Source organism: Telluria sp. ZB4P37 (assembly GCF_059685855.1).
Genome location: NZ_JCASID010000019.1, coordinates 23,231 through 43,985, shown reverse-complemented (window position 1 = coordinate 43,985; position 20,755 = coordinate 23,231). Strand labels below are relative to the sequence as shown.

Here is a 20,755-nt window from a genome sequence, read left to right as displayed (position 1 = left end):
GATCGTCATTCACAAATCAACTATCTTGACGGCGCTGCGCGTGCGCTGCTCTTGCCTGAACTGGTATCATGCGCGTTTTCCGGACGTCGGCCCCGAGGCCGTCTGACAGCCCGCCCGTCCCTCACCCTACAGAAGATCAAGAATGCGCACACCATCCAACCTGCCCTCCTTCTGGAGCCGGCTCTCGATCGCTTTTGGCAGTTTCTTCAAGTCGCTGGGCGACGCCGAATTCGCCGCGCGCGTGCGCGATGACGGGGTCGGTCCCGTGGCCGCTCCCGCTCCCGCGCCCGCCCCGGCGCCTGCACCTGCGCCGGCGCCGGTGCCAGCCGCACCGACGCTACGCGCCCCGACCGCCGAATCGGCACTGCAGCTATTGACTTTGTTCCAGCGCGAAGCGCGCCTGATCGACTTCGCCCACGAAAACCTGGCCGCCTATTCCGACGCCGAGATCGGCGCCGCGGCCCGCGTCGTGCACGAAGGCTGCGCGCGCGTGCTGCGCGAGCACTTCACGATCGAACCGGTGCGCGCCGAAGCCGAGGGAACCCGCATCACCCTGGAAGAAGGCTTCGACGCCGCCAGCGTGCGCCTGACCGGCAACGTGGTCGGCGCGGCGCCGTTCAAGGGCACGCTGTCTCACCGCGGCTGGCGCGCCGCGAAGGTCCAGCTGCCGCAGCTGGCCGAGAAGCACGACGCGCGCGTGCTGGCCCCGGCGGAGGTGGAACTGTGAGCGACGCACAGAATGCACGCTACGCCATCGGCATCGACCTGGGCACCACCCACAGCGCCCTGTCGTATGTGGACCTGGAGGCCAGCGACGGCGAAAAGACCCTCGACGGCGTGCTCGCCATCCCGCAACTGACCGCGCCGGGCACGGTCGAAGCCCTGCCGCTGCTGCCATCCTTCCTCTACCTGCCGCACCCGGACGAACTGGCGCCGGGCGAACTGGCGCTGCCCTGGAGTGCCGAGGGTGACACCAGCATCGCCGGCGAGATGGCGCGCAGCCGCGGCGCCACCACCCCGATCCGGCTGGTGTCCTCGGCCAAGAGCTGGCTGAGCCACCCGAGCGTGGACCGCCGCGCCGCTATCCTGCCGCACGACGCGCCGGAAGAAGTCACGCGCGTCTCGCCACTCGAGGCCTCCACCCGCTACCTGGCGCACCTGGCCCAGGCATGGAACGCGGCGCATCCGGATGCGCCCTTCGAGCAGCAGCAGGTCACCGTCACCATCCCCGCCTCGTTCGACCCGGGCGCACGCGAACTCACCGCGGAAGCCGCGCGCGCCGCCGGCTTCGCACCGACCTTGCTGGAAGAGCCGCAGGCGGCCCTGTACAGCTGGATCCAGGGCAGCGGCGGCGCCTGGCGCAAGCAGGTCAAGGCCGGCGACATCGTGCTGGTGGTCGACGTCGGAGGCGGCACCAGCGACTTCTCGCTGATCGCCATCCTCGAACGCGAGGGCAAGCTCGAACCGCACCGCGTGGCCGTGGGCGACCATATCCTGCTGGGCGGCGACAACATGGACCTTGCGCTGGCCCACCTGGTGGCGCGCAAGCTGCAAGCGGGCGGCACCCAGCTCGACTCCTGGCAGATGCGCGCCCTCACCTACGGCTGCCGCAGCGCCAAGGAACACCTGCTGGCCGACGCCGAGGCGACCACCTGGCCGATCGTCGTGCCGAGCCGCGGCTCGAAGCTGATCGGCGGCTCGATCCGCACCGAACTCACGCGCGAGGAAGTCACCACCTTCATCCTCGACGGCTTCTTCCCGCGTGTCGAAGCATCGAGCCGGCCAGCGGTGCGCACCCGCGCCGGCCTGACCCAGGTCGGCCTGCCCTACGCCCAGGACGCCGCCATCACCCGCCACCTGGCCGCCTTCCTGGCACGCCAGGCCGGCGCCACCGCGGAACTCGAAGGCTTCGGCGGCCACGAGGACGGCCCGGGCAGCGCCGAGCACAGCTTCCTGCATCCGAGCGCGGTGCTGTTCAACGGCGGCGTGTTCAAGTCCGCCATCCTGTCCCAGCGCGTGATCGACACCATCAACGACTGGCTGTACATGGAAGGGGCCCAGCCCGCACGCATGTTGGAAGGCGCGGACCTCGACCTGGCAGTGGCGCGCGGCGCAGCCTATTACAGCTATGCGCGCCGTGGCGGCGGCGTGCGCATCCGCGGCGGCACGGCCCGGTCGTATTACGTGGGCGTGGAATCGTCGATGCCGGCCATTCCCGGCATGGAGCCGCCGATCGAGGCGCTGTGCGTGGCGCCCTTCGGCATGGAAGAAGGCAGCGAACTCGAACTGCCGGGCCAGGAATTCGGCCTGGTGGTGGGCGAGCCGGTCACCTTCCGCTTCTTCGGCTCCACGACGCGCCGCCAGGACCGCATCGGCGAAGTGCTGGAATTCTGGGGCCCGGACGAACTGCAGGAACTGCATGAAATCCAGGCGACCCTGCCGGCAGAGGGCCGCGTGGCGGGCGACGTGGTGCAGGTCAAGCTGCATGCGCTGGCCACGGACACCGGCACGCTGGAACTGGCCGCTGTTGCGCGCGATGGCCAGCGCTGGAAGATCGAGTTCGACGTCCGCAGCGCGCCGCAGTAACAACAGTGACACGAGCAGTGACGTCCTACCTCGTCAGCATCGACCTGGGCACCACCAATACGGTGCTGGCCTATGCCGCCGTCGGTGGCACGCAGGTCGAGCTGCTGGCGATCGACCAGCTGGTGGCGCCCGGCGAAGTTGCCCAGGCGCCGCTGCTGCCGTCGATGCGCTACCACCCTGCCGAGGGTGAACTCGCTCCCGGCGAACTCCAGTTGCCCTGGACGGCGCACGACCCGGCCGGGGTCGAACGCGTGGCGATCGGCAGATTGGGGCGCGTGCTCGGCGCGCAAACGCCGGGACGGCTGGTGGCCAGCGCCAAGAGCTGGCTCTCGCACTCTGGCGTGGACCGCATGGCGCCCATCCTGCCCTGGGGCGCGCTCGACGCCGACGTGCCGAAGGTGTCGCCGGTCGCGGCCAGCGCCAGCTATCTCGCGCACCTGCGCGCCGCCTGGAATACACGCTTCCCCAAGGCGCCGCTCGAACGCCAGCAGATCGTCCTCACCGTTCCCGCTTCCTTCGACGAAGGCGCGCGTGCGCTCACCCTGGAGGCGGCGCGCATGGCGGGCCTGCCGGAACTGCGCCTGCTGGAAGAGCCGCAGGCGGCCTTGTATGACTGGCTGTACCGGCACCGCGCCACGCTGGCCCAGGACCTCGCGGGTACGCGGCTGGTGCTGGTGGCCGACGTCGGCGGCGGCACCACCGACTTCAGCCTGGTCAAGGTGGACTTGGGCGAAGACGGTGAACCTCGGCTCACCCGCATCGGCGTGGGCAACCACCTGATTCTCGGTGGCGACAACATGGACCTGGCGCTGGCGCACCTGGCCGAAGCGCGCCTTGGCGGACAGGATGCCCAGCCCACGCGCCTGTCGGCCGGGCGACTGGCCCAGCTCACCGAACGCTGCCGCGCCGCGAAAGAGCAATTGCTTGCCCGGGACGCGCCGGAACAGGTCAAGGTCACCCTGCTCGGCACGGGCTCGCGCCTGATCGGCGCAAGCCGCTTTGCAAGCATCACGCGCGAGGACGTGCAGCGCATCGTCCTGGACGGCTTCTTCCCCCCCAACGAAGCGCAGGAGCCGGCCAAACGGGCGCGTGCCGGCATCGTCGAATTCGGCCTGCCGTATGCGAGCGACCCGGCCATCACCCGCCATCTGGCCGGCTTCCTGCGCCAGCATGCGCAGGCGGCGCGCGAGGCGCTCGGTATCGAGGATGACGGCGGCTTGCCGGTGCCCGATACGCTGCTGCTCAATGGCGGCGTGTTCCGCGGCGCGACGCTGGCGCAGCGCCTCGGCGATGTCTTGTCCGGCTGGCGCGGCGCGCCTGTCCACGTGCTGCACAACGAGGACCCGGACGTGGCGGTCGCGCGCGGCGGCGTCGCCTACTCGCTGGCGCGTGCCGGACAGGCACCAGGCATCGAAAGCGGCTCGGCGCGCAATTACTATCTGCTGCTGGACGCCGAACATTCGGGCGAGCTGCTGCGCGCCGTCTGCCTGCTGCCGCGCGGTGCGCCGGCGGGCGAAGAACTGCGCCTGGAAGGCCGCAGCTTCGCGCTGCGCCTCGGGCGGCCGGTGCGCTTCCACCTGGCATCAATCACCGCCGATCCGGGCGGGCGGCTGCCGCAGCCGGGCGAGCTGCTTGACCTCCCGAGCACGGACATCGTGCGCCTGCCGGCGATTTCCACCGTCCTGCGCGGCGGGGGCGCAATGCGCGCAGCGGAGATCCCGGTGCAGCTGGCTGCGACCCTGTCGGAAGTCGGCACGCTGGAAGTGTTCTGCGTGGCGGAAGACGATGCTTCCCGCCGCTGGCGCCTCGAATTCCAGCTGCGCGGCGAAGACCATGAGGTGACTGAAGATGCAACGCTGCCGCCCCAGCTCGATGAGGCGGTCGTGCGCATCGACCGCATCTTCGGCAACCGTTCGCAGCAGGTCGATCCGCGCGAAGTGCGTCAACTGCGCGCTTGGCTCGAACATCTGCTGGGCGCACGCGAGCGCTGGACCACGCCGCTGCTGCGCCGCCTGTTCGACGCCCTGCTGGCGCGCGCCAAGGGCCGGCGCCGCTCCGCCGAGCACGAGCGCGCCTGGCTGAACCTCGCCGGTTACTGCCTGCGTCCCGGCTTCGGCCATCCGCTCGACGAATGGCGCATCGAGCAGCTGTGGGCCCTGTTCGACACGGGCGTGCAATACCACAAGGACAGCCAGGTGCGCGCCGAATGGTGGACGCTGTGGCGGCGCGTGGCAGGCGGCTTGTCCGTCGAGGCGCAATTGCGGCTGCTCGACGACTTCGCCTTCAACCTGCAGGCCGATGCCTCGGAACGCGGGCGCCGTCCGGTCACGCTGGTGGACGGCACAGAGGACGACATGCTGCGCGTGGGCGCCTCGCTCGAACGCATTCCGTCCGCCTACAAGGCCGAGATCGGCGAGTGGTTAATGGGGCAGATCATGGAGATGCCGCTTGGGGCCAAGATCGATGCCCGTGCCGCGGCCAGGTACGCCCGCTACCTGTGGGCGCTGGGCCGTGTCGGCGCGCGCCAGTCTTTCCATGGCGCCGCGCATGAAGTCGCGCCCGCGGCGTCCGCCGAAGCCTGGCTGACCCGGCTCTCGACGCTCGACTGGAAGAAAATCGAGCCGGCCGGCTTTGCCGCCGCCCACATCGCGCGCATGACCGGCGACCGCTCGCGCGACATCGGCCAGGCGGTGCGCGACGAGGTGCTGCGCCGCCTGTCGGCCATTGGCGCGCCGCCGGCCTGGACGGCGATGGTGCGCGAGGTCGTGGAACTCGACCAGGCCGTCGAGACCCGCATGTTGGGCGATGCGCTGCCGCCGGGCCTCAAGCTGCTGCGCTGAGCTCGACATCAGCAGAACACGAAGTCGTCGTTCGACGCCGGCACGGCGCGCACGACATCACCGAACACGAACCAGGCTGAACCGGCAACGCCGGCGACCGACAGGACCCACAACAAGAATGCAAACATGATCGACTCCTTGGCAAGCTCATGTTTCGCACGGGTGTGCGAAACTATGTCAAAAAAAGGGACAGACGTATCCCGCCCTGTCCCGGTCTGGCAACCTTATTCCAGGTCGCTGAAACTCTTGTACGTCGATATCAGCCGGTTGTAGGCCCGCTGCGCCCGGCGCGTCACCACGACGTCGCGCAGGAACCTGGCATCGTGCATGACGCCGATGACCAGGCTGTAGATCTCGAACACCAGCTGCTCGGCTTCGGTGTCCGGCCGCAGGTGCCCTGCTTCCACCGCCTGCAGCACCGTCTTGCGCAGCGAGGAGCGCCAGCGCAGGATGCCTTCTTCGATGCGGTCGCGCAGCAGGCCGGGCACATCGTCGAATTCGAAGGCGCCCGCGGTGTACAGGCAGCCCCCGCGCGTGGTCTCGTTGCCGATCTTCTTCAGCCACAGGCTTACATGCATGTTCAGACGGGGCAAGCCCCGGGGCAGCTGCAGCGCCGGCAGGAAGACTTCCTCGGAAAAGCGGCGGTCGTATTCGTCCAGCACCGCACCTTGCAGGGATTCGAGCGAACCGACGCGCGAGAACACGCCGCTCTTGCTGATGCCGGTGCGCTTGGACAGCTCTCCCAGCGACACCTTGCCGATGCCCTCGGCGGCGGCCATGTCGACGGCGGCGTCGAGGATCGCGGCGTAGGTCGCTTCGCTTTTGGCGGTGATGGCGGCGGAGGTGTTCATGCACCTATTTTAGCACAGGTGTGCGAAACTACAAGGGAATTTTCCAGTCGATGGCAGTGCGTCAGCACACCTAGTGGGGAAGGTGAAAAATGGCAGGCCACCTCCGGACAGGCAAAAGCGTCTCCGGCAGCAGCGAGGCAGTGAAATAGCTGAGACTGGCGCGGGCTGGGGCCAGCCTGCGCGCATACAGCCCTGGATCAGCGGCGGCTGAGCCAGCTCAGGCGGGCAAAGAGGGAATCGAACAGCGAGACGACCGGACGGGTCGGGATCAGTTTGCCCAGTGGGCCGGCGTAGTTGCAGCGTGAGTTGACAGTCATTTGTTTTATCTCCGAAACATTACTTAGCACATTAACTACAGAGCAAATTATTTTCTGTGCGCCAACTCGCTTAGTGAAGCAACCGGCGCTTTCTGTCGCGCGCGGCGCCACACGATTGCGCCATATCATGCGAATGGCAAGGTCGCGCCCTATGCTCGATGGATAGGCTTGCTGGCTTTGCCGGTAACTCAACGACCATGGAGGTAATGATGAGCTACGCAGATCGTGACAGGTATGGCATCTACAAGGACACCCGCGGCAGCGGCCCCGGCCCCGCGCTGATGGGTGCGGACACATTGATCGGTGATAGTGTAGTCAATGCCGCAGAGGAGGATCTCGGCGACGTCAAGGAAATCATGCTCGACATGCAGACCGGCCAGGTCGCCTACGCCGTGCTGGCCTTCGGCGGCTTCCTCGGCCTGGGCGAAAAGCTGTTCGCCGTGCCCTGGCAGGCGCTGCACCTCGACACCGTGAACAAGCGCATGGTGCTCGATGTCGAGAAGGAAAGGCTGAAAAACGCCCCCGGCTTCGACAAGGACTCCTGGCCCGACATGAGCGATGTCACCTGGGCCACCAGCATCCACAGCTTTTACGGCACCGACATCGATCGTCCGGGCGCCCCTTCCATGGGGCCCGGCTCGTCGGTACGGGGCATGACCGGCAGCACCGGCGTCGGCACCGGCTCGGCGATGGGCGGCGGCATGGGCTCGAGCATGGGTGCGGGTTCGGCCGGCACCAGCAGCACCGGCGGTGCGGGCAGCAGCGTTGGTGTCAGCGTCGGTTCAGGCAGCGCGCACGGCGACTCGTATGGGGTTGGCGGCAGCGCCGATCCACGGCCGGGGCATGATGGCGATGACAAGGACTTGAGCCGGATTCGGGGCAGCAATATTGGTTGATCTTGTAGCGTGGGCGGGTCCTCCTGCCCACGCGTTCAAGCTGCGCATGAATGACCACGATATGTGGTTAAACCTTACGAAATCGACCTGATTGATCACAAATTGTGACCCTTCGGTCTTGGGTGGTAAACACCGCGCGTCATCGCAAATGTGAGTTGACCGCCCGGGCAAGAAACTTGCCCAGCCTGGAGAACCGGCAAATCGGCCAATCCGGCCGCCGGTCAGCCGGTCAGCCCGTCAGCGAATCATCGACTCCCACACCTTCTGCAGTCGCTTGGCCGACACCGGCATCGGCGTCCTCAGCTCCTGCGCGAACAGCGACACCCTCAGCTCCTCCAGCATCCAGCGGAACTCCAGCATGCGCGGATCGTTGCTCTTGCTGGAGAGGTTCTTGAGCGTGCGCTGGAACTGGTTGGCGACACCCTGCCACTCGGCCATCAGCTGCGCATCGCGTGACGGATTGCCGCGCAGCTTTTCCAGGCGCACGTTGATCGCCTTCAGGTAGCGCGGGAAGTGGGCCAGTTGGCTGTACTCGTTGTCCGCAATGAAGCGCTTGTGCACCAGTCCCTGCAGCTGGGCCTGGATGTCCGCCGCCACCGCCGGAGCCAGACTCTGGATGCGCTTGGGCATGCCGTGGAATTCCGCCAGCACCGAGCCCACCAGCCGCGCCGTTTCGTTGATTAACAGTCCGATGCGGGCCTTGCCCTCATCCCGGCGCTTGTTGAACGACGCTGCATTGATCGGCAGCGGATCCTGCAGGCAGGCGATGTCGACCGCCTTGGCGATGATCTGGTCGCGCAGGTCTTCCTGCGAGCCCACGCTCATGAACTGCATGCCCATGTTCTGCAGGCCGACGATGTTCTTCTCGGCGAACTTGAGCTGTTCCTTCAATTGCAGCATGAACAGGCGGCGCAGGCCGATGCGGTGGGTGCGCGCCGCCACGTTCGGGTCGTCGAAGACTTCCAGGTCGCAATGCGTGATCTTGTCCACCAGCGCCGGGAAGCCGATCAGGGTCAGCTTGCCCTGGGTGATCTCCAGCAGTTCCGGCAGCTCGCCGAAGCTCCAGGTGGTCAAGCTGGTATGCTGGCTCGCGCCCGCAGGCGCCGCGACAGCGGTCGCAGTAGCCGATGGCTTGGTCACCGGCCCGGCACCGCCCTTCCCTTTTGCCGCAACCGGGGCCGGTGCCGGCGCCGCCGGCTGCAGGCGCGCAGGCGCGGACGACGGCGTGGCTTCCGCCAGCTTCTGGAAGCTCTCGCGTGCCTGCCCGCCCAGCTCCGCCTGCAGCGTCGCCAGGTTGCGTCCCATGTCAAGCTGGCGCCCGTGCTCGTCGATCACCTTAAAATTCATCGACAGGTGCACCGGCAGCGTCTCGAGCTTGAAGTCACCGGTGAGTACGTTCACGCCGGTCTGTTCGCGCACATCCGCAATCAGCACATCCATCAGGTCGCCCCGGCCGAAGGTGCCGGCGCGGTCGATGCGCTCCACGAAGCGCGCCGCGTAATCCGGCAGCGGCACGCAATGGCGGCGCAGCTTCTGCGGCAAGGATTTGAGCATCAGGTGAACCTTCTCCTTGAGCATGCCCGGCACCAGCCAGCCCGCGCGCTCCTGGGGAATCTGGTTCAGCGCGAACAGCGGCACCGCGAGGGTCACGCCGTCGCGCAGGCTGCCCGGCTCGAAGTGGTAGCTCAAGCCCATCTCGATGCCGGTGACGTTCATCGTCTTCGGGAACAGGTCGGTGGTGACGCCGGCCGCCTCGTGCCGCATCAGCTCTTCGCGGTTCAAGAAGAGCAGCTTCGAATTCTCGCGCGAGGCGTCCTTGTACCACTTCTCGAAGCCGGCGCCGTTCACGACCGTCTGCGGGATCTCCTTGTCGTAGAAGGCCGCGATCAGCTGCTCGTCGACCAGCACGTCCAGGCGGCGCGACTTGTGCTCAAGGTTCTCGATCTCCTTCACCAGCTTGTGGTTGTGGGCGAAGAACGGCGCGCGGGTCTCGTAGTCGCCCGCTACCAAGGCGTCGCGGATGAAGATCTCGCGCGCTTCGACCGGGTTGTACTGGCTGTAGTTGATGCGGCGGTTGTTGTAGATGACGATGCCGTACATCGTCGCGCGCTCGAGCGCGGTCACTTGCGCCTGGCGCTTTTCCCAGCGCGGCTCGCCCCAGGATTTCTTCAGCAGGTGCGCGCCCACCTTCTCCACCCATTCGGGCTGGATCTGCGCGATGGTGCGCGCATACAGGCGGGTGGTCTCGACCAGTTCGGCCGCCATCACCCAGCGCCCCGGCTTCTTGGCCAGGTAGGAGCCTGGCCAGATATGGAACTTGATGCCGCGCGCGCCCAGGAACACCGGCTCGTCCTCGGCCTTGAATCCGATATTGCCGAGCAGGCCGGTGAGCAGCGCCAGGTGCAGCTGGTCGTAGGTGGCCGGGGCCGCGTTCAGGCGCCAACCCTGCTCGCGCGCCACCGTCAGCAATTGCGAATGCACGTCGCGCCACTCGCGCAGGCGCAGCTGCGACAGGAAGTTCGCGCGGCAGTTTTCCTGCAGCTGGCGGTTGGTTTTCTTGTGCTCGATGGCGTCTTCGAACCAGGCCCAGATCTTCAGGTAGCTGAGGAATTCGGACTTCTCGTCGGCGAACTTCTTGTGCTTCTCGTCGGCCTGCTGCTGGTATTCGATCGGACGGTCGCGTGGGTCCTGCGTCGACAATGCCGACGCCACGATCAGCATCTCGGTGAGGCAGTCGCTGTCGACAGCGGCCAGGATCATGCGGCCCACGCGCGGGTCGAGCGGCAGCTTGGCCAGCTTCATGCCCAGCGAAGTCAGGTCGTTCAGTTCGTCGACCGCGCCGACTTCCTGCAGCAGCTGGTAGCCGTCGGCAATCGCCCTGCCCTGCGGCGGCTCGATGAACGGGAAGGTCTCGACGTCCGTCAGGTGCAGCGACTTCATGCGCAGGATAACCGAGGCCAGCGACGAGCGCAGGATCTCCGGGTCGGCAAATTTCGGGCGCTTGTTGAAATCGTCTTCTTCGTACAGGCGGATGCAGACACCGTCGGCCACGCGGCCGCAACGGCCGGCGCGCTGGTTGGCCGAGGATTGTGCCACCGGCTCGACCTGCAGCTGCTCGACCTTGTTGCGGAAGCTGTAGCGCTTCACACGCGCCAGGCCCGTGTCGACCACGTAGCGGATGCCCGGCACCGTCAAGGAAGTCTCGGCCACGTTGGTGGCAAGTACCACGCGGCGCGCGTTAGTGGTCTTGAACACGCGGTCCTGGTCTTCGACCGACAGACGGGCAAACAGCGGCAGGATCTCGACATGCGGCGGATGGTGCTTGCGCAGGGCTTCCGCGCAGTCGCGGATCTCGCGCTCGCCCGGCAGGAACACCAGCACGTCGCCCGAGCCGATGCGGCACAGCTCATCGACCGCATCGACCACGGCTTCCATCAGGTCGCGCTTGTCGCGCGCAACTTGTGCCTTCGGCGCAGGCTCGCCCGGCTTGGCATTGGTGGCAGTGACCGGATCGCGGTCCACGGGACGGTAGCGCACTTCCACCTTGTACAGGCGGCCCGACACCTCGATCACGGGCGCGGGCTTGTCTGGCGTGCCGAAATGGCGCGAGAAGCGGCCGGCGTCGATGGTGGCCGAGGTGATGATGATCTTCAGGTCCGGCCGGCGCGGCAGCAGCTGCTTGAGGTAGCCGAGCAGGAAGTCGATGTTCAGGCTGCGCTCGTGCGCCTCGTCGATGATGATCGTGTCGTAGTTGCGCAGCAGCGGGTCGGTCTGGGTCTCGGCCAGCAGGATACCGTCGGTCATCAGCTTGACCGAGGCGCCGCGCTGCAGCGTGTCGGTGAAGCGCACCTTGAAGCCCACGTGCTCGCCCAGGGGCGAACCGAGTTCCTGCGCGATGCGCTTGGCGGTGCTCGATGCCGCGATACGGCGCGGCTGGGTGTGGCCGATCAATCCCTTCTGGCCGCGGCCCAGCTCCAGGCAGATTTTAGGGAGCTGGGTGGTCTTGCCCGAGCCGGTTTCGCCGGAGACGATGACGACCTGGTTCTCGCTAATGGCCTTGGCGATTTCGGCGCGGCGGCCGGATACCGGCAGGTCTTCCGGATAGACGATCGGCGGCAGCGGCGTGCGGAACGGCGCCGGACGCTCGCCTTTCTCTGGACGCGGCTTGGCTTCACCGCGCGGCTCACCACGCGGCGTTCGTTGCGGCTGCGGCGTGCCTGCCTTGCGCTCGCCCTGCTGCGCGGGTGTGCGCTGGCCACCTTCGCCACGCGGCCGTTGCGCACGCGGTTCGCCCGCCAAGCGCGGCTTGCGCGGCTCGGTAGCGGAAGGATTCTGGGAAGCGGCACGCGCCGATGGAGGCGAAGGCTTGTTACTCTGTTCAGACATTAGTTTTTACAAGGTATTTGGTGCGCACATCGCGCAGCGAATTATAATGCGGCAAATGGAAAATCCTACCCAATTCGTCCAGTGGCTGCGCTCTGTCGCGCCGTACATTCACGCCTTTGGCGGCAAGACCTTCGTTGTTGCATTCCCGGGTGAGCTGGTCGCCTCCGGCGCCTTGCCGGTGCTGGCGCAAGACCTGTCCCTGCTGGTGGCGCTCGGCATCCGCGTCGTGCTGGTGCACGGCTCGCGTCCGCAGGTGGCCGAGCAGCTCGGGCTGCGCAATGTCGAGGGCCGCTTCCATAACGGCGTGCGCATCACCGACACCGCCGCGCTCGAATGCGCGAAGGAAGCCGCTGGCGAGCTGCGCCTCGACATCGAAGCGGCCTTCAGCCAGGGCTTGCCGAACACCCCGATGTCGCACGCCCAGATCAGCATCGTATCGGGCAACTTCGTCGTGGCGCGCCCGCTTGGCGTGATCGACGGCGTCGACTTCGAGCTGACCGGCGTCACCCGCAAGATCGCGGCTGAGAAAATCCACCCCATTTTGCAGACCGAAGACAGCCTGGTGCTGCTCTCGCCCCTGGGCTTCTCGCCCACCGGCGAGATCTTCAACCTGACCATGGAAGACGTGGCCGCATCGACCGCGATCGCCCTGCACGCCGACAAGCTGATCTTCATCACCGAGACCTCGATGATGATCGATGCCGCCGGCACCGAGATCCGCGAGCTGTCCTCGCACCAGGCCGAAGCCGTGCTGCAGGCGGGTTTCCTGCCGCTGGACGCCGCCTTCTACCTGCAGCACGCCGTCAAGGCCTGCAACAGCGGCGTGGACCGCGTGCACGTGGTCCCCTTCGAAATGGACGGCTCGGCCCTGCTGGAGCTGTTCACGCACGACGGCGTCGGCACCATGATCAGCCACGAGAACCTTGAAAGCCTGCGCCAGGCCACAATTGAGGACGTCGGCGGAATTATCAAGCTCATCGAGCCATTGGAAGCCGACGGCACCCTGGTTTACCGCGGCCGCGAGCTGATCGAGCGCGAGATCGACCAGTTCTCGGTGATCGACCACGACGGCGTGATCTTCGGCTGCGCGGCGCTGTATCCGTTCCCGGAATCGAAGATGGGCGAGATGGCCTGCCTGACCGTGAGCCAGGAAGCCCAGACCCAGGGCGACGGCGAACGCATTCTCAAGCACATGGAAAACCGCGCCCGGGCCGCCGGCCTGACCAAGCTGTTCGTGCTGACCACACGCACCTCGCACTGGTTCAAGAAGCGCGGCTTCGTGCCGGCCTCGGTCGACGACCTGCCGAAGGACCGCCAGCACATGTACAACTGGCAGCGCCGGTCACAGGTTTTGATCAAAACCTTATAATGCTGGATTCACACCAAACGCATAACAGGAGTACACGATGGCCCGCACCGTCCAATGCATCAAACTGAACAAGGAAGCCGAAGGCCTGGACTTCCCGCCGGTCCCAGGCGAAATGGGCAAGAAGCTCTACCTGTCGGTGTCGAAAGAAGCCTGGCAGGCCTGGCTCAAGCACCAGACCATGCTGATCAACGAAAACCGCCTGAACCTGGCCGACGACCGCGCCCGCAAATACCTGGCGGCGCAGATGGAAAAGCATTTCTTCGGTGATGGCGCCGATGCGGCCGTGGGCTACGTGCCGCCGACGGCATAAGCATCAAAAACTACGCGGTGGCTTTCCTGCCGCGTACCTTAAAACCGTCGCAAGCGCCACTGGCGCCTGCGACCTCCGGCGAAGGCCGGAGCCTAAGTTCGTCGCGTACCGATAACGTCAAACGCTGGTGGTAAGCGTGCATAATTGGGTTTCGGCCTTCGCCGAACGACGTTCAAACGGGAGCGTGAACAAAACGACGTTCGAAGCTTTCACATCTTCACACACTGCCTCAATTCGCAACGCGCCGTATACACCCTCCCGCGCATCGCCCCATCCTCGCAGCGCATCCGGTAAACCTCGACCGGTCCCGCCTCCGTCATCAGCCCCGCACCCTGCCCGCCGCTGCAGCCCTGCGCCTTCGCCATCTTCTCGACAGTCGCCGACGACACGCCGGTCCTGAACGGCACCCGTTCGATTGGCGCGCCATGACCGTCGGTCAGCGCAGGCGCGGCCGGCCTCGCAGCCGCCACGGTTACCGGCGCCGATTGCATCTTGCTCCTGAACAGGGAACAACCGCTCAACAACACGGCCGTCGATACCGCCACCAGCGCCAGCGCATGCTTCATCGTACGTTCTCCGGGTAGGAGTTAAAAGGTCAGGGTCTTGACGCCCTCAGGGGTGCCGAGCAGGCAGACGTCCGCGCCCGCCTTGGCGAACAGTCCGACCGCGATCACGCCGACGATCTGGTTGATCTTCTCTTCCAGCGCTACCGGGTCAAGAATCGACAGGCCAAGCACGTCGATCAGCTCACCGCCATTGTCGGTAATGAAAGCGTCGGTGCTGCCCGCCTTGAGGCGCAGGCGCGGCTCGCCGCCGAGTTCGGCCAGCTTGCGCATCACGCAGGCGCGCGCCATAGGGATGACTTCGACCGGCAGCGGGAATTTGCCGAGGGTGTCGACCAGCTTCGAGCCGTCGGCGATGCAGACAAAACGCTTCGCCACCGAGGCCACGATCTTCTCGCGCGTCAGGGCCGCGCCGCCGCCCTTGATCATCGCGCCACTGGCGGTGATCTCGTCAGCGCCGTCGATATAGACCGCCATCGAGCTGACGTCGTTCAGGTCGAACACCGGAATGCCATGGCCGCGCAGGCGCGCCGCGGTCGCTTCGGATGAGGCCACGGTGCCCTTGATACGGTCCTTGATCTTGGCCAGCTCGTCGATAAAGAAGTTAGCGGTCGAGCCGGTGCCGACGCCGATGATCTCGCCTTCCACCACGTATTGGATGGCGGCGCGGGCTACTTCTTGCTTGAGTTCGTCCTGGGTCATGATGCTTTTTGAGGGTAGAGAGAAAGACGCCATTTTAGCGGATCGCACCGTCCATACCGCGAAAACGTCGTTTCATCCCATCGCCTTGCCGGTCGATGCACCAGGCATTGCAATGATTGCATCACTGCATCAAACTGGATTTTTCCCGCTGGCTTAACGGACCCATTGATGAAACTCTTTACCAAAAAACGCGTAGCGATTGCAGCGGGACTCGTCCTGGTGGCCGGCGCGGCCTATGCCTGGATGGCACCGAAGGGCGAAGCGGTCATGCCACCGCCGAAATACCGCTACACGGCAGTGGACATGGGCAGCATCAACCAGACCGTGACCGCCACCGGCACCATCAACCCGGTCGCGCTGGTCAATGTCGGCTCCCAGGTCTCCGGCACCGTGGTCGAACTGAACGTCGACTTCAACGACCGCGTGACAAAAGGCCAGGTGCTGCTCAAGCTCGACCCGACCATCTTCAACGCCCAGGTGCGCCAGGCCCAGGCCAGCCTGGCCTCGGCCCAGGCCTCGCAGCGCCTGGCCCAGGCCAACTTCCAGCGCAACGAGCAGCTGGTGAGCCGCAGCTTCGTCTCCAGCGTGGCGCTTGACCAGACCCGCCGCGAGCTGGACGTCGCCAAAGCGAACATCCAGCTGGCGCAAGCCCAGCTCGAGCGCGCCCAGGCTGACCTGAACAACAGCGTGATCCGCTCGCCGATCGACGGCGTCATCATCAAGCGCACCATCGACCTGGGCCAGACCGTGGCGGCCTCGTTCGCCACGCCAAACCTGTTCCAGATTGCGCGCGACCTGACCAAGATGCAGATCGATACCAGCGTCTCGGAAGCGGACGTCGGCGCCCTGAAGGACGGCCTGCCGGCGCGCTTCGTGGTCGATGCCTACCCGGACCGCGAATTCCACGCGACCATGCGCCAGTTCCGCCTGGCCGCCAACGTGGTGCAGAACGTCGTGACCTACAACGTGGTGCTCGACGTCGACAACAAGGACGAGATGCTCAAGCCCGGCATGACCGCCCAGGTACGCCTGGTGGTGGCCAACCGCGCCAACGTGATGCGCATCCCGACTACCGCCCTGCGCTTCACCCTGCCCGAGGAAGAGCTGGAAAAGCAGCGCAAGCTGGAAAAGGAAAAGAACAAGGGAGCAGTCAAGACGGTGGCGCTTACGCCGGCATCGGTGCCGGATGACGACCTCGCCTTCCGCAGCCCGAACGAGACCGCGCGCATGTTCAAGGTCTACCGCCTCGACGCCAGGAACGAGCCGCAGCCCGTCGACATCCGCGCCGGCCTGTCGAACTTCCGCTACACCGAAGTGGTGTCCGGCGGCCTGAAGACGGGCGACCGGATTGTCACGCGCACGCTGGTGCAGCAGCAGGAAGATGACCTGTGAGCGCGCTGCCGATCGCGCCCTTGATTGATATCCGGGGCGTCACCAAGACCTACACCAGCGGCAGCGTCGACACCCAGGTGCTGTACGGGATCGACATGCAGGTGATGCGTGGCGACTTCGTCTCCGTCATGGGCCAGTCGGGTTCCGGCAAGTCGACCCTGATGAACATCCTCGGCTGCCTGGACCAGGCCACCGGCGGCAGCTATCTGCTCGATGGCGTCGATACCCGCTCGCTCTCGCGCGCCCGGCTGGCCGACATCCGCAACCGCAGCATCGGCTTCGTATTCCAGAGCTTTAACCTGATCAAGCGGATGAACGTGGCCGAAAACGTGGCGCTGCCGCTGATCTATGCGGGCGTCAGCCGCGGCAAGGCGTATGCGCGCGCCGTGCAGGAACTCGAGCGCGTCGGCCTGGCCGGCCTGGCCAAGCGCACCCCGAGCCAACTCTCCGGCGGCCAGCAGCAGCGCGTGGCGATCGCGCGCGCCCTCGCCACCGATCCGCCGATGCTGCTGGCCGATGAACCGACCGGCAACCTCGATACCCAAACCAGCGACGACATCATGTCGAGTTTTCGCCAACTGAACCAGGAACGCGGCATCACCATCGTGCTCGTCACCCACGAGCCGGACGTCGCCGCCTACAGCCGGCGCCTGGTGCGCCTGAAGGACGGGCGCGTGCTGTACGACGGCCCCGCTCTTGACGGCCTGCGCGCGCTGAACGCCGTTCACACGGAGGCGATGGCATGAACTTCATCCAGGTATTGATCGAATCCTTCCGCTCGATGGCGGCCAACCGCCTGCGCACGGCGCTGACCATGCTCGGCATTATCATCGGCATCGCCTCGGTGGTACTGCTGCTGGCGATCGGCGACAGCATGCAGCGCTTCATCGGCAAGGAATTGCAGATGCTGGGCACGAACATGGTCTACGTGTTCCCGGGCGGCGACCGCACGGCCGAGCGGCGCGCCCGCACCGGCGCCGTGCCCTCCATGTCGCTGTCGGATGCGGAAGCGCTCAATGCGCTGCCAAGCCTGGTGGGCGCAGCGCCGGCGCTGCAGGGCAGCTTCAAGCTCAGCGCCGGCAGCGAGACCGCGAACAGCATCGTGCATGGCGTGACGCCAGCCATGTTCAAGATCCGCAACTGGAAGCTCGACCAGGGCAATCTGTTCAGCGAAGCGGACATCCGGTCCTCCGCGCGCATGGTCGTGATCGGCCAGAAGGTGGCCGACCAGTTCTTCTACAAGACCGACCCGCTGGGGCGCTATATCCGCATCGAGAACGTCGCGTTCCAGGTGATCGGCGTGCTGGCCGGCGAAGGCCGCCAGATCGACGGCGCCGACCTGGCCGAGCTGGTGCTGGTGCCGATCACCGCGGCCAGCGCGAACCTGATCCGCACGCCCTTCCCGCAGAACGTGCACTACATCGCGGCGCAGGGCCGGCCCGACATGGCGTTGAGCGACGCAGTGGAAGACATCAAGGAATCGCTGCGCGGCCGCCACCGCATCCGCCTCGACGACCCGGACGACTTCCGCGTGCAGAACATGGCCACGTTCGCGGAAACGGCCAACAAGATCAGTGCCGGCGTCGCCATGCTGCTCGGGCTGATCGGCGCGATTTCGCTGCTCGTGGGCGGAATCGGGATCATGAACATCATGCTGGTGTCGGTGACCGAGCGTACCCGCGAGATCGGCATCCGCATGGCGATCGGTGCCAGGCCGAGTGCGGTGCTGCTGCAGTTTCTGGCGGAGTCGGTCGTGATCTGCGTGGCCGGCGGGCTGGTGGGCGTGGCGATCGCGATGGGTGGGGCGGCGGCGATCACGTCGACCGGGAAATTCGATGTGTACCTGACCTTGCAGGGGGTGCTGGTGGCCTGTGGGTTCGCCACCGCCGTGGGGGTGTTCTTCGGATTCTATCCGGCGCGCAGGGCGTCGCGCCTGTTACCGGTGGATTGCCTGCGGTACGAGTAAGCGGGGCCTTGCCAATCCGATGCGGGCAAAAGCCGTCCTGGTTCCCGGCCAGGACGGCTTTTGCCCGTCAATACAGGCACAAGAAAACGTCCCGTTCCTCATACTCTGGTTCACCTAGGTACAATTCGTCATTTACGGCATGCATTAAAGCCGAACAACTGGTTTTCAGCCATTCACGATGTCCCCTATCCCGGCTACGCCAGAGAAACACACAAGCACCGCCCTCACAGCCTCCCTCACCGAAGGCCAGGCAAGCATGCGCACGCTGGTGGCAAACCACAATTGGGCATCGACACCCCTGGGCCCGATGGCCGAATGGCCCGCCAGTCTCAAGACAATCGTCGCATTGATGCTGGACTCGACCGAGCCGATGGTCATCTGGTGGGGTGAGGATGCGCTCCAGATCTACAACGACGCGTACGCGCCGCGTATCCATGCCGGCGCAGGCCCCAGCGCCCTCGGACGGCCCGCCGTCGAAAACTGGAAGCACAGCTGGTCGTCGATCAGCCCCCAGCTCAGGCTCGTCCTGGCCGGGAAACCGTCCAAGGGTTATTCGGATTTCCTGATCGACATCGAGCGCAATGGCAGAGTCGAAGATACTTACTGGACCTATTCCTTCACGCCGGTCCGGGATGACGCAGGGGCGATCCAGGGCGTGCTGGTGATTTCGAACGAGACGACCGAACGCATCCTGAGTGTCCGGCGCCAGCAGACCCTGGACTTGCTGCGCCAGGAACTCTCCGGTACGAACACCGTCGAGGCCCTTGGCACCGCGGTCAAGCGCGCAGTCGGGTTCAATCCGGCAGACCTGTACAGCGCCGTGCTCCTGCCGCAGCATGCCGGAAACAAGCCTGCGGCGACGCCACTACAAGTGCGCATCACGGCGCTGGACGTAGGCGTCGACGTCGACCTTGCCGTCGAGTTCGGGTTGTCGCCGAAGCTGGCCCCGGACACCGCCTACCGTCTGTTTCTCGAACAATTCACCCTGTTGGTGGCCACGGCCCGTCACCGCATCGAGAGCGACGCATTGCGCGTGCTGGTCGAAGCCGAGCGTGACCGGCTCTTGCTCGATGCGCCGGTCGGCGCGGCCGTCATGATCGGCCCCGAGCTGACCTACCACCTGGTCAATTCGATGTACGCAATGGTGAGTGGGCGCCCGTCCGGTGCGATGGTCGGCAAGCCGTTCGTCGAGGTGTTCCCGGAGTTGCAGGGATCGGTCGTGCACGAGAAACTCAAGGAGGTCTACCGCGCCGGCCAGCCGTTCGTTTCGCCACCGACGCTGGTACAGATCCACCGTAATGGGGGCGCGCTGGACGATCGTTACTTCACCTACAACCTGTCGCCTTTGCGTACGCTGGGCGGCGAGGTCTACGGCCTGATGGTGATCGCGGTGGACATCACGGTGCAGGTCGAGTCGCGCGCCGAGGTGGAAAAACTGAACGTCGAGCTGCAGGCCGCGGCCCGCGCAAAGGACGAGTTCCTGGCCCTGCTCGGGCATGAGCTGCGCAACCCGCTGGCGCCGATCGTCACCGCGCTGGAACTGATGCGCATGCGCGACCGCTCTTCGGAACGCGAGCAGGTCGTGATCCGCCGCCAGGTCGTACACCTGACACGGCTGGTGGACGACCTGCTCGACGTCTCGCGCATCACCCGCGGCAAGGTTGAATTGCGCAAGGAAACCGTCGACGTGCGCGAAGTGCTGACGCGTGCGGTGGAAATGGTCAATCCGATGATCGCGCAGCGACGGCAGCACCTGCAGGTCGATATCGCAGCCATGCACTGGTACGGCGACCCGGCCCGGCTGGCGCAGATCGTCTCCAACCTCCTGACCAATGCCTCGCGCTACAGCGACGCCGGCGCCGACATCGCGCTGCTCGCGCGCAGCATCGACGGTTCACTCGAGATCGAGGTATCCGACGACGGCTCGGGGCTGCCTGCGGACCTGCTGCCCCGGATCTTCGATCCCTTCGTCCAGGGCGAACGAAAACTGCATAGTTCCGTCGGCGGGCTCGGGATCGGCCTGGCCCTGGTGAAAAACCTGTCTGAGCTGCATGGGGGCAGCGTGATGGCGCGCAGCGACGGCATCGGACAGGGCAGCACCTTCATCGTGCGCTTGCCCTTGCTGACCCAGCCGGCACACGCCGAGCGCGAGGAAGCGGCGTGCGGCGCGCCGGCGCTCGCCAACAGCCACCATGTCCTCGTGGTGGACGACAATATCGATGCAGCCGATACCTTGGCGGAGACTCTCGGCCTGTTCGGACATCGCGTGGCAGTTGCCTATACGCCTGAAACCGCGCTGCAGGCATTCAAGGATCAGCGGGTCGACCTTGCCATCCTCGATATCGGCTTGCCCGGGACCAGCGGATATGATCTTGCCGACATGATGCGCGACAGTGGAAAGAACGCAGCTGCGCGCTATGTGGCCTTGAGCGGATTCGGACAGCAGCTCGACAAGGAACGCAGCGCGGCGGCCGGATTCGCGGCGCACCTGGTCAAGCCCCTGGCGCCGGAAACGCTGGCCGCCCTGTTCAAGGCCTGATTCCGCCAGTTTGCAGCGGGGCACCCCGCCGGGGCGGT

At 65.9% G+C, this 20,755-nt stretch carries 15 protein-coding genes; 11 read left to right on the top strand and 4 right to left on the bottom strand.

Annotated features, from left to right (window positions below; genetic code table 11):
• Positions 1-142 precede the first annotated feature (142 nt).
• Genes AC56K1_RS21215 through AC56K1_RS21205 form a run of 3 tightly spaced genes read left to right on the top strand, consistent with a single transcriptional unit; the run spans position 143 to position 5,426 of the window.
• Positions 143-727, top strand: coding sequence for a DUF2760 domain-containing protein (locus AC56K1_RS21215; protein WP_497159766.1), 585 nt, complete (start codon positions 143-145; stop codon positions 725-727).
• Entirely contained in the window at positions 724-2,586 is a 1,863-nt protein-coding gene (locus tag AC56K1_RS21210) for an Hsp70 family protein (RefSeq protein WP_497159765.1), read from the top strand. The genes AC56K1_RS21215 and AC56K1_RS21210 overlap by 4 nt, the downstream gene beginning before the upstream one ends.
• A gap of 17 nt (positions 2,587-2,603) precedes the next feature.
• Entirely contained in the window at positions 2,604-5,426 is a 2,823-nt protein-coding gene (locus AC56K1_RS21205) for an Hsp70 family protein (RefSeq protein WP_497159764.1), read from the top strand.
• Positions 5,427-5,650: 224 nt separating this feature from the next.
• Here the strand turns inward: AC56K1_RS21205 and AC56K1_RS21200 are convergent, their stop codons facing one another.
• Positions 5,651-6,277: a TetR/AcrR family transcriptional regulator gene (locus AC56K1_RS21200; RefSeq protein ID WP_497159763.1), complete on the bottom strand. Its 627-nt coding sequence runs from the start codon at positions 6,275-6,277 to the stop codon at positions 5,651-5,653.
• 526 nt (positions 6,278-6,803) lie between these two features.
• Here AC56K1_RS21200 and AC56K1_RS21195 point away from each other — a divergent pair.
• On the top strand, positions 6,804-7,490 hold the full coding sequence (locus tag AC56K1_RS21195; RefSeq protein WP_497159762.1) for a PRC-barrel domain-containing protein: 687 nt from the start codon (positions 6,804-6,806) through the stop codon (positions 7,488-7,490).
• A gap of 237 nt (positions 7,491-7,727) precedes the next feature.
• On the opposite strand, the gene hrpA is transcribed toward AC56K1_RS21195, so the two are convergent.
• Entirely contained in the window at positions 7,728-11,876 is a 4,149-nt protein-coding gene (gene hrpA / locus AC56K1_RS21190; protein WP_497159761.1) for an ATP-dependent RNA helicase HrpA, read from the bottom strand.
• Between the two features lie 55 nt (positions 11,877-11,931).
• Between hrpA and argA the strand changes: the two genes are divergently transcribed.
• Positions 11,932-13,245 carry an amino-acid N-acetyltransferase gene (gene argA / locus AC56K1_RS21185; RefSeq protein WP_497159760.1) on the top strand — a complete coding sequence of 438 codons (1,314 nt, stop codon included), beginning with the start codon at positions 11,932-11,934 and terminating at the stop codon, positions 13,243-13,245.
• 37 nt (positions 13,246-13,282) lie between these two features.
• The gene (locus tag AC56K1_RS21180) at positions 13,283-13,555 is read left to right on the top strand and encodes an oxidative damage protection protein (protein ID WP_497130648.1); all 273 of its coding nucleotides are present in this window, start codon (positions 13,283-13,285) and stop codon (positions 13,553-13,555) included.
• 209 nt (positions 13,556-13,764) lie between these two features.
• Here AC56K1_RS21180 and AC56K1_RS21175 read toward each other — a convergent pair whose 3' ends face one another.
• Both AC56K1_RS21175 and rpiA read right to left on the bottom strand, forming a co-directional pair.
• A complete protein-coding gene (locus AC56K1_RS21175) occupies positions 13,765-14,121 on the bottom strand; it encodes a hypothetical protein (protein ID WP_497159759.1) in 357 nt (118 codons plus the stop codon).
• Positions 14,122-14,142: 21 nt separating this feature from the next.
• A complete protein-coding gene (gene rpiA, locus AC56K1_RS21170) occupies positions 14,143-14,820 on the bottom strand; it encodes a ribose-5-phosphate isomerase RpiA (protein ID WP_497159758.1) in 678 nt (225 codons plus the stop codon).
• On the opposite strand from rpiA, the gene AC56K1_RS21165 reads away from it, so the two are divergent.
• The 5 genes from AC56K1_RS21165 to AC56K1_RS21145 all read left to right on the top strand — a co-directional run bounded on the left by AC56K1_RS21165 (position 14,819) and on the right by AC56K1_RS21145 (position 20,717).
• Positions 14,819-14,977, top strand: a complete 159-nt coding sequence (locus AC56K1_RS21165) for a hypothetical protein (RefSeq protein WP_497159757.1) — start codon at positions 14,819-14,821, stop codon at positions 14,975-14,977. The genes rpiA and AC56K1_RS21165 overlap by 2 nt on opposite strands.
• 11 nt (positions 14,978-14,988) lie before the next feature.
• Positions 14,989-16,212 carry an efflux RND transporter periplasmic adaptor subunit gene (locus AC56K1_RS21160; protein ID WP_497159756.1) on the top strand — a complete coding sequence of 408 codons (1,224 nt, stop codon included), beginning with the start codon at positions 14,989-14,991 and terminating at the stop codon, positions 16,210-16,212.
• Positions 16,209-16,958 carry an ABC transporter ATP-binding protein gene (locus tag AC56K1_RS21155; protein ID WP_497159755.1) on the top strand — a complete coding sequence of 250 codons (750 nt, stop codon included), beginning with the start codon at positions 16,209-16,211 and terminating at the stop codon, positions 16,956-16,958. The genes AC56K1_RS21160 and AC56K1_RS21155 overlap by 4 nt, the downstream gene beginning before the upstream one ends.
• Positions 16,955-18,178, top strand: coding sequence for an ABC transporter permease (locus AC56K1_RS21150; protein WP_497159754.1), 1,224 nt, complete (start codon positions 16,955-16,957; stop codon positions 18,176-18,178). The genes AC56K1_RS21155 and AC56K1_RS21150 overlap by 4 nt, the downstream gene beginning before the upstream one ends.
• Before the next feature lie 268 nt (positions 18,179-18,446).
• Positions 18,447-20,717, top strand: a complete 2,271-nt coding sequence (locus AC56K1_RS21145; protein ID WP_497159753.1) for a hybrid sensor histidine kinase/response regulator — start codon at positions 18,447-18,449, stop codon at positions 20,715-20,717.
• Positions 20,718-20,755 lie beyond the last annotated feature (38 nt).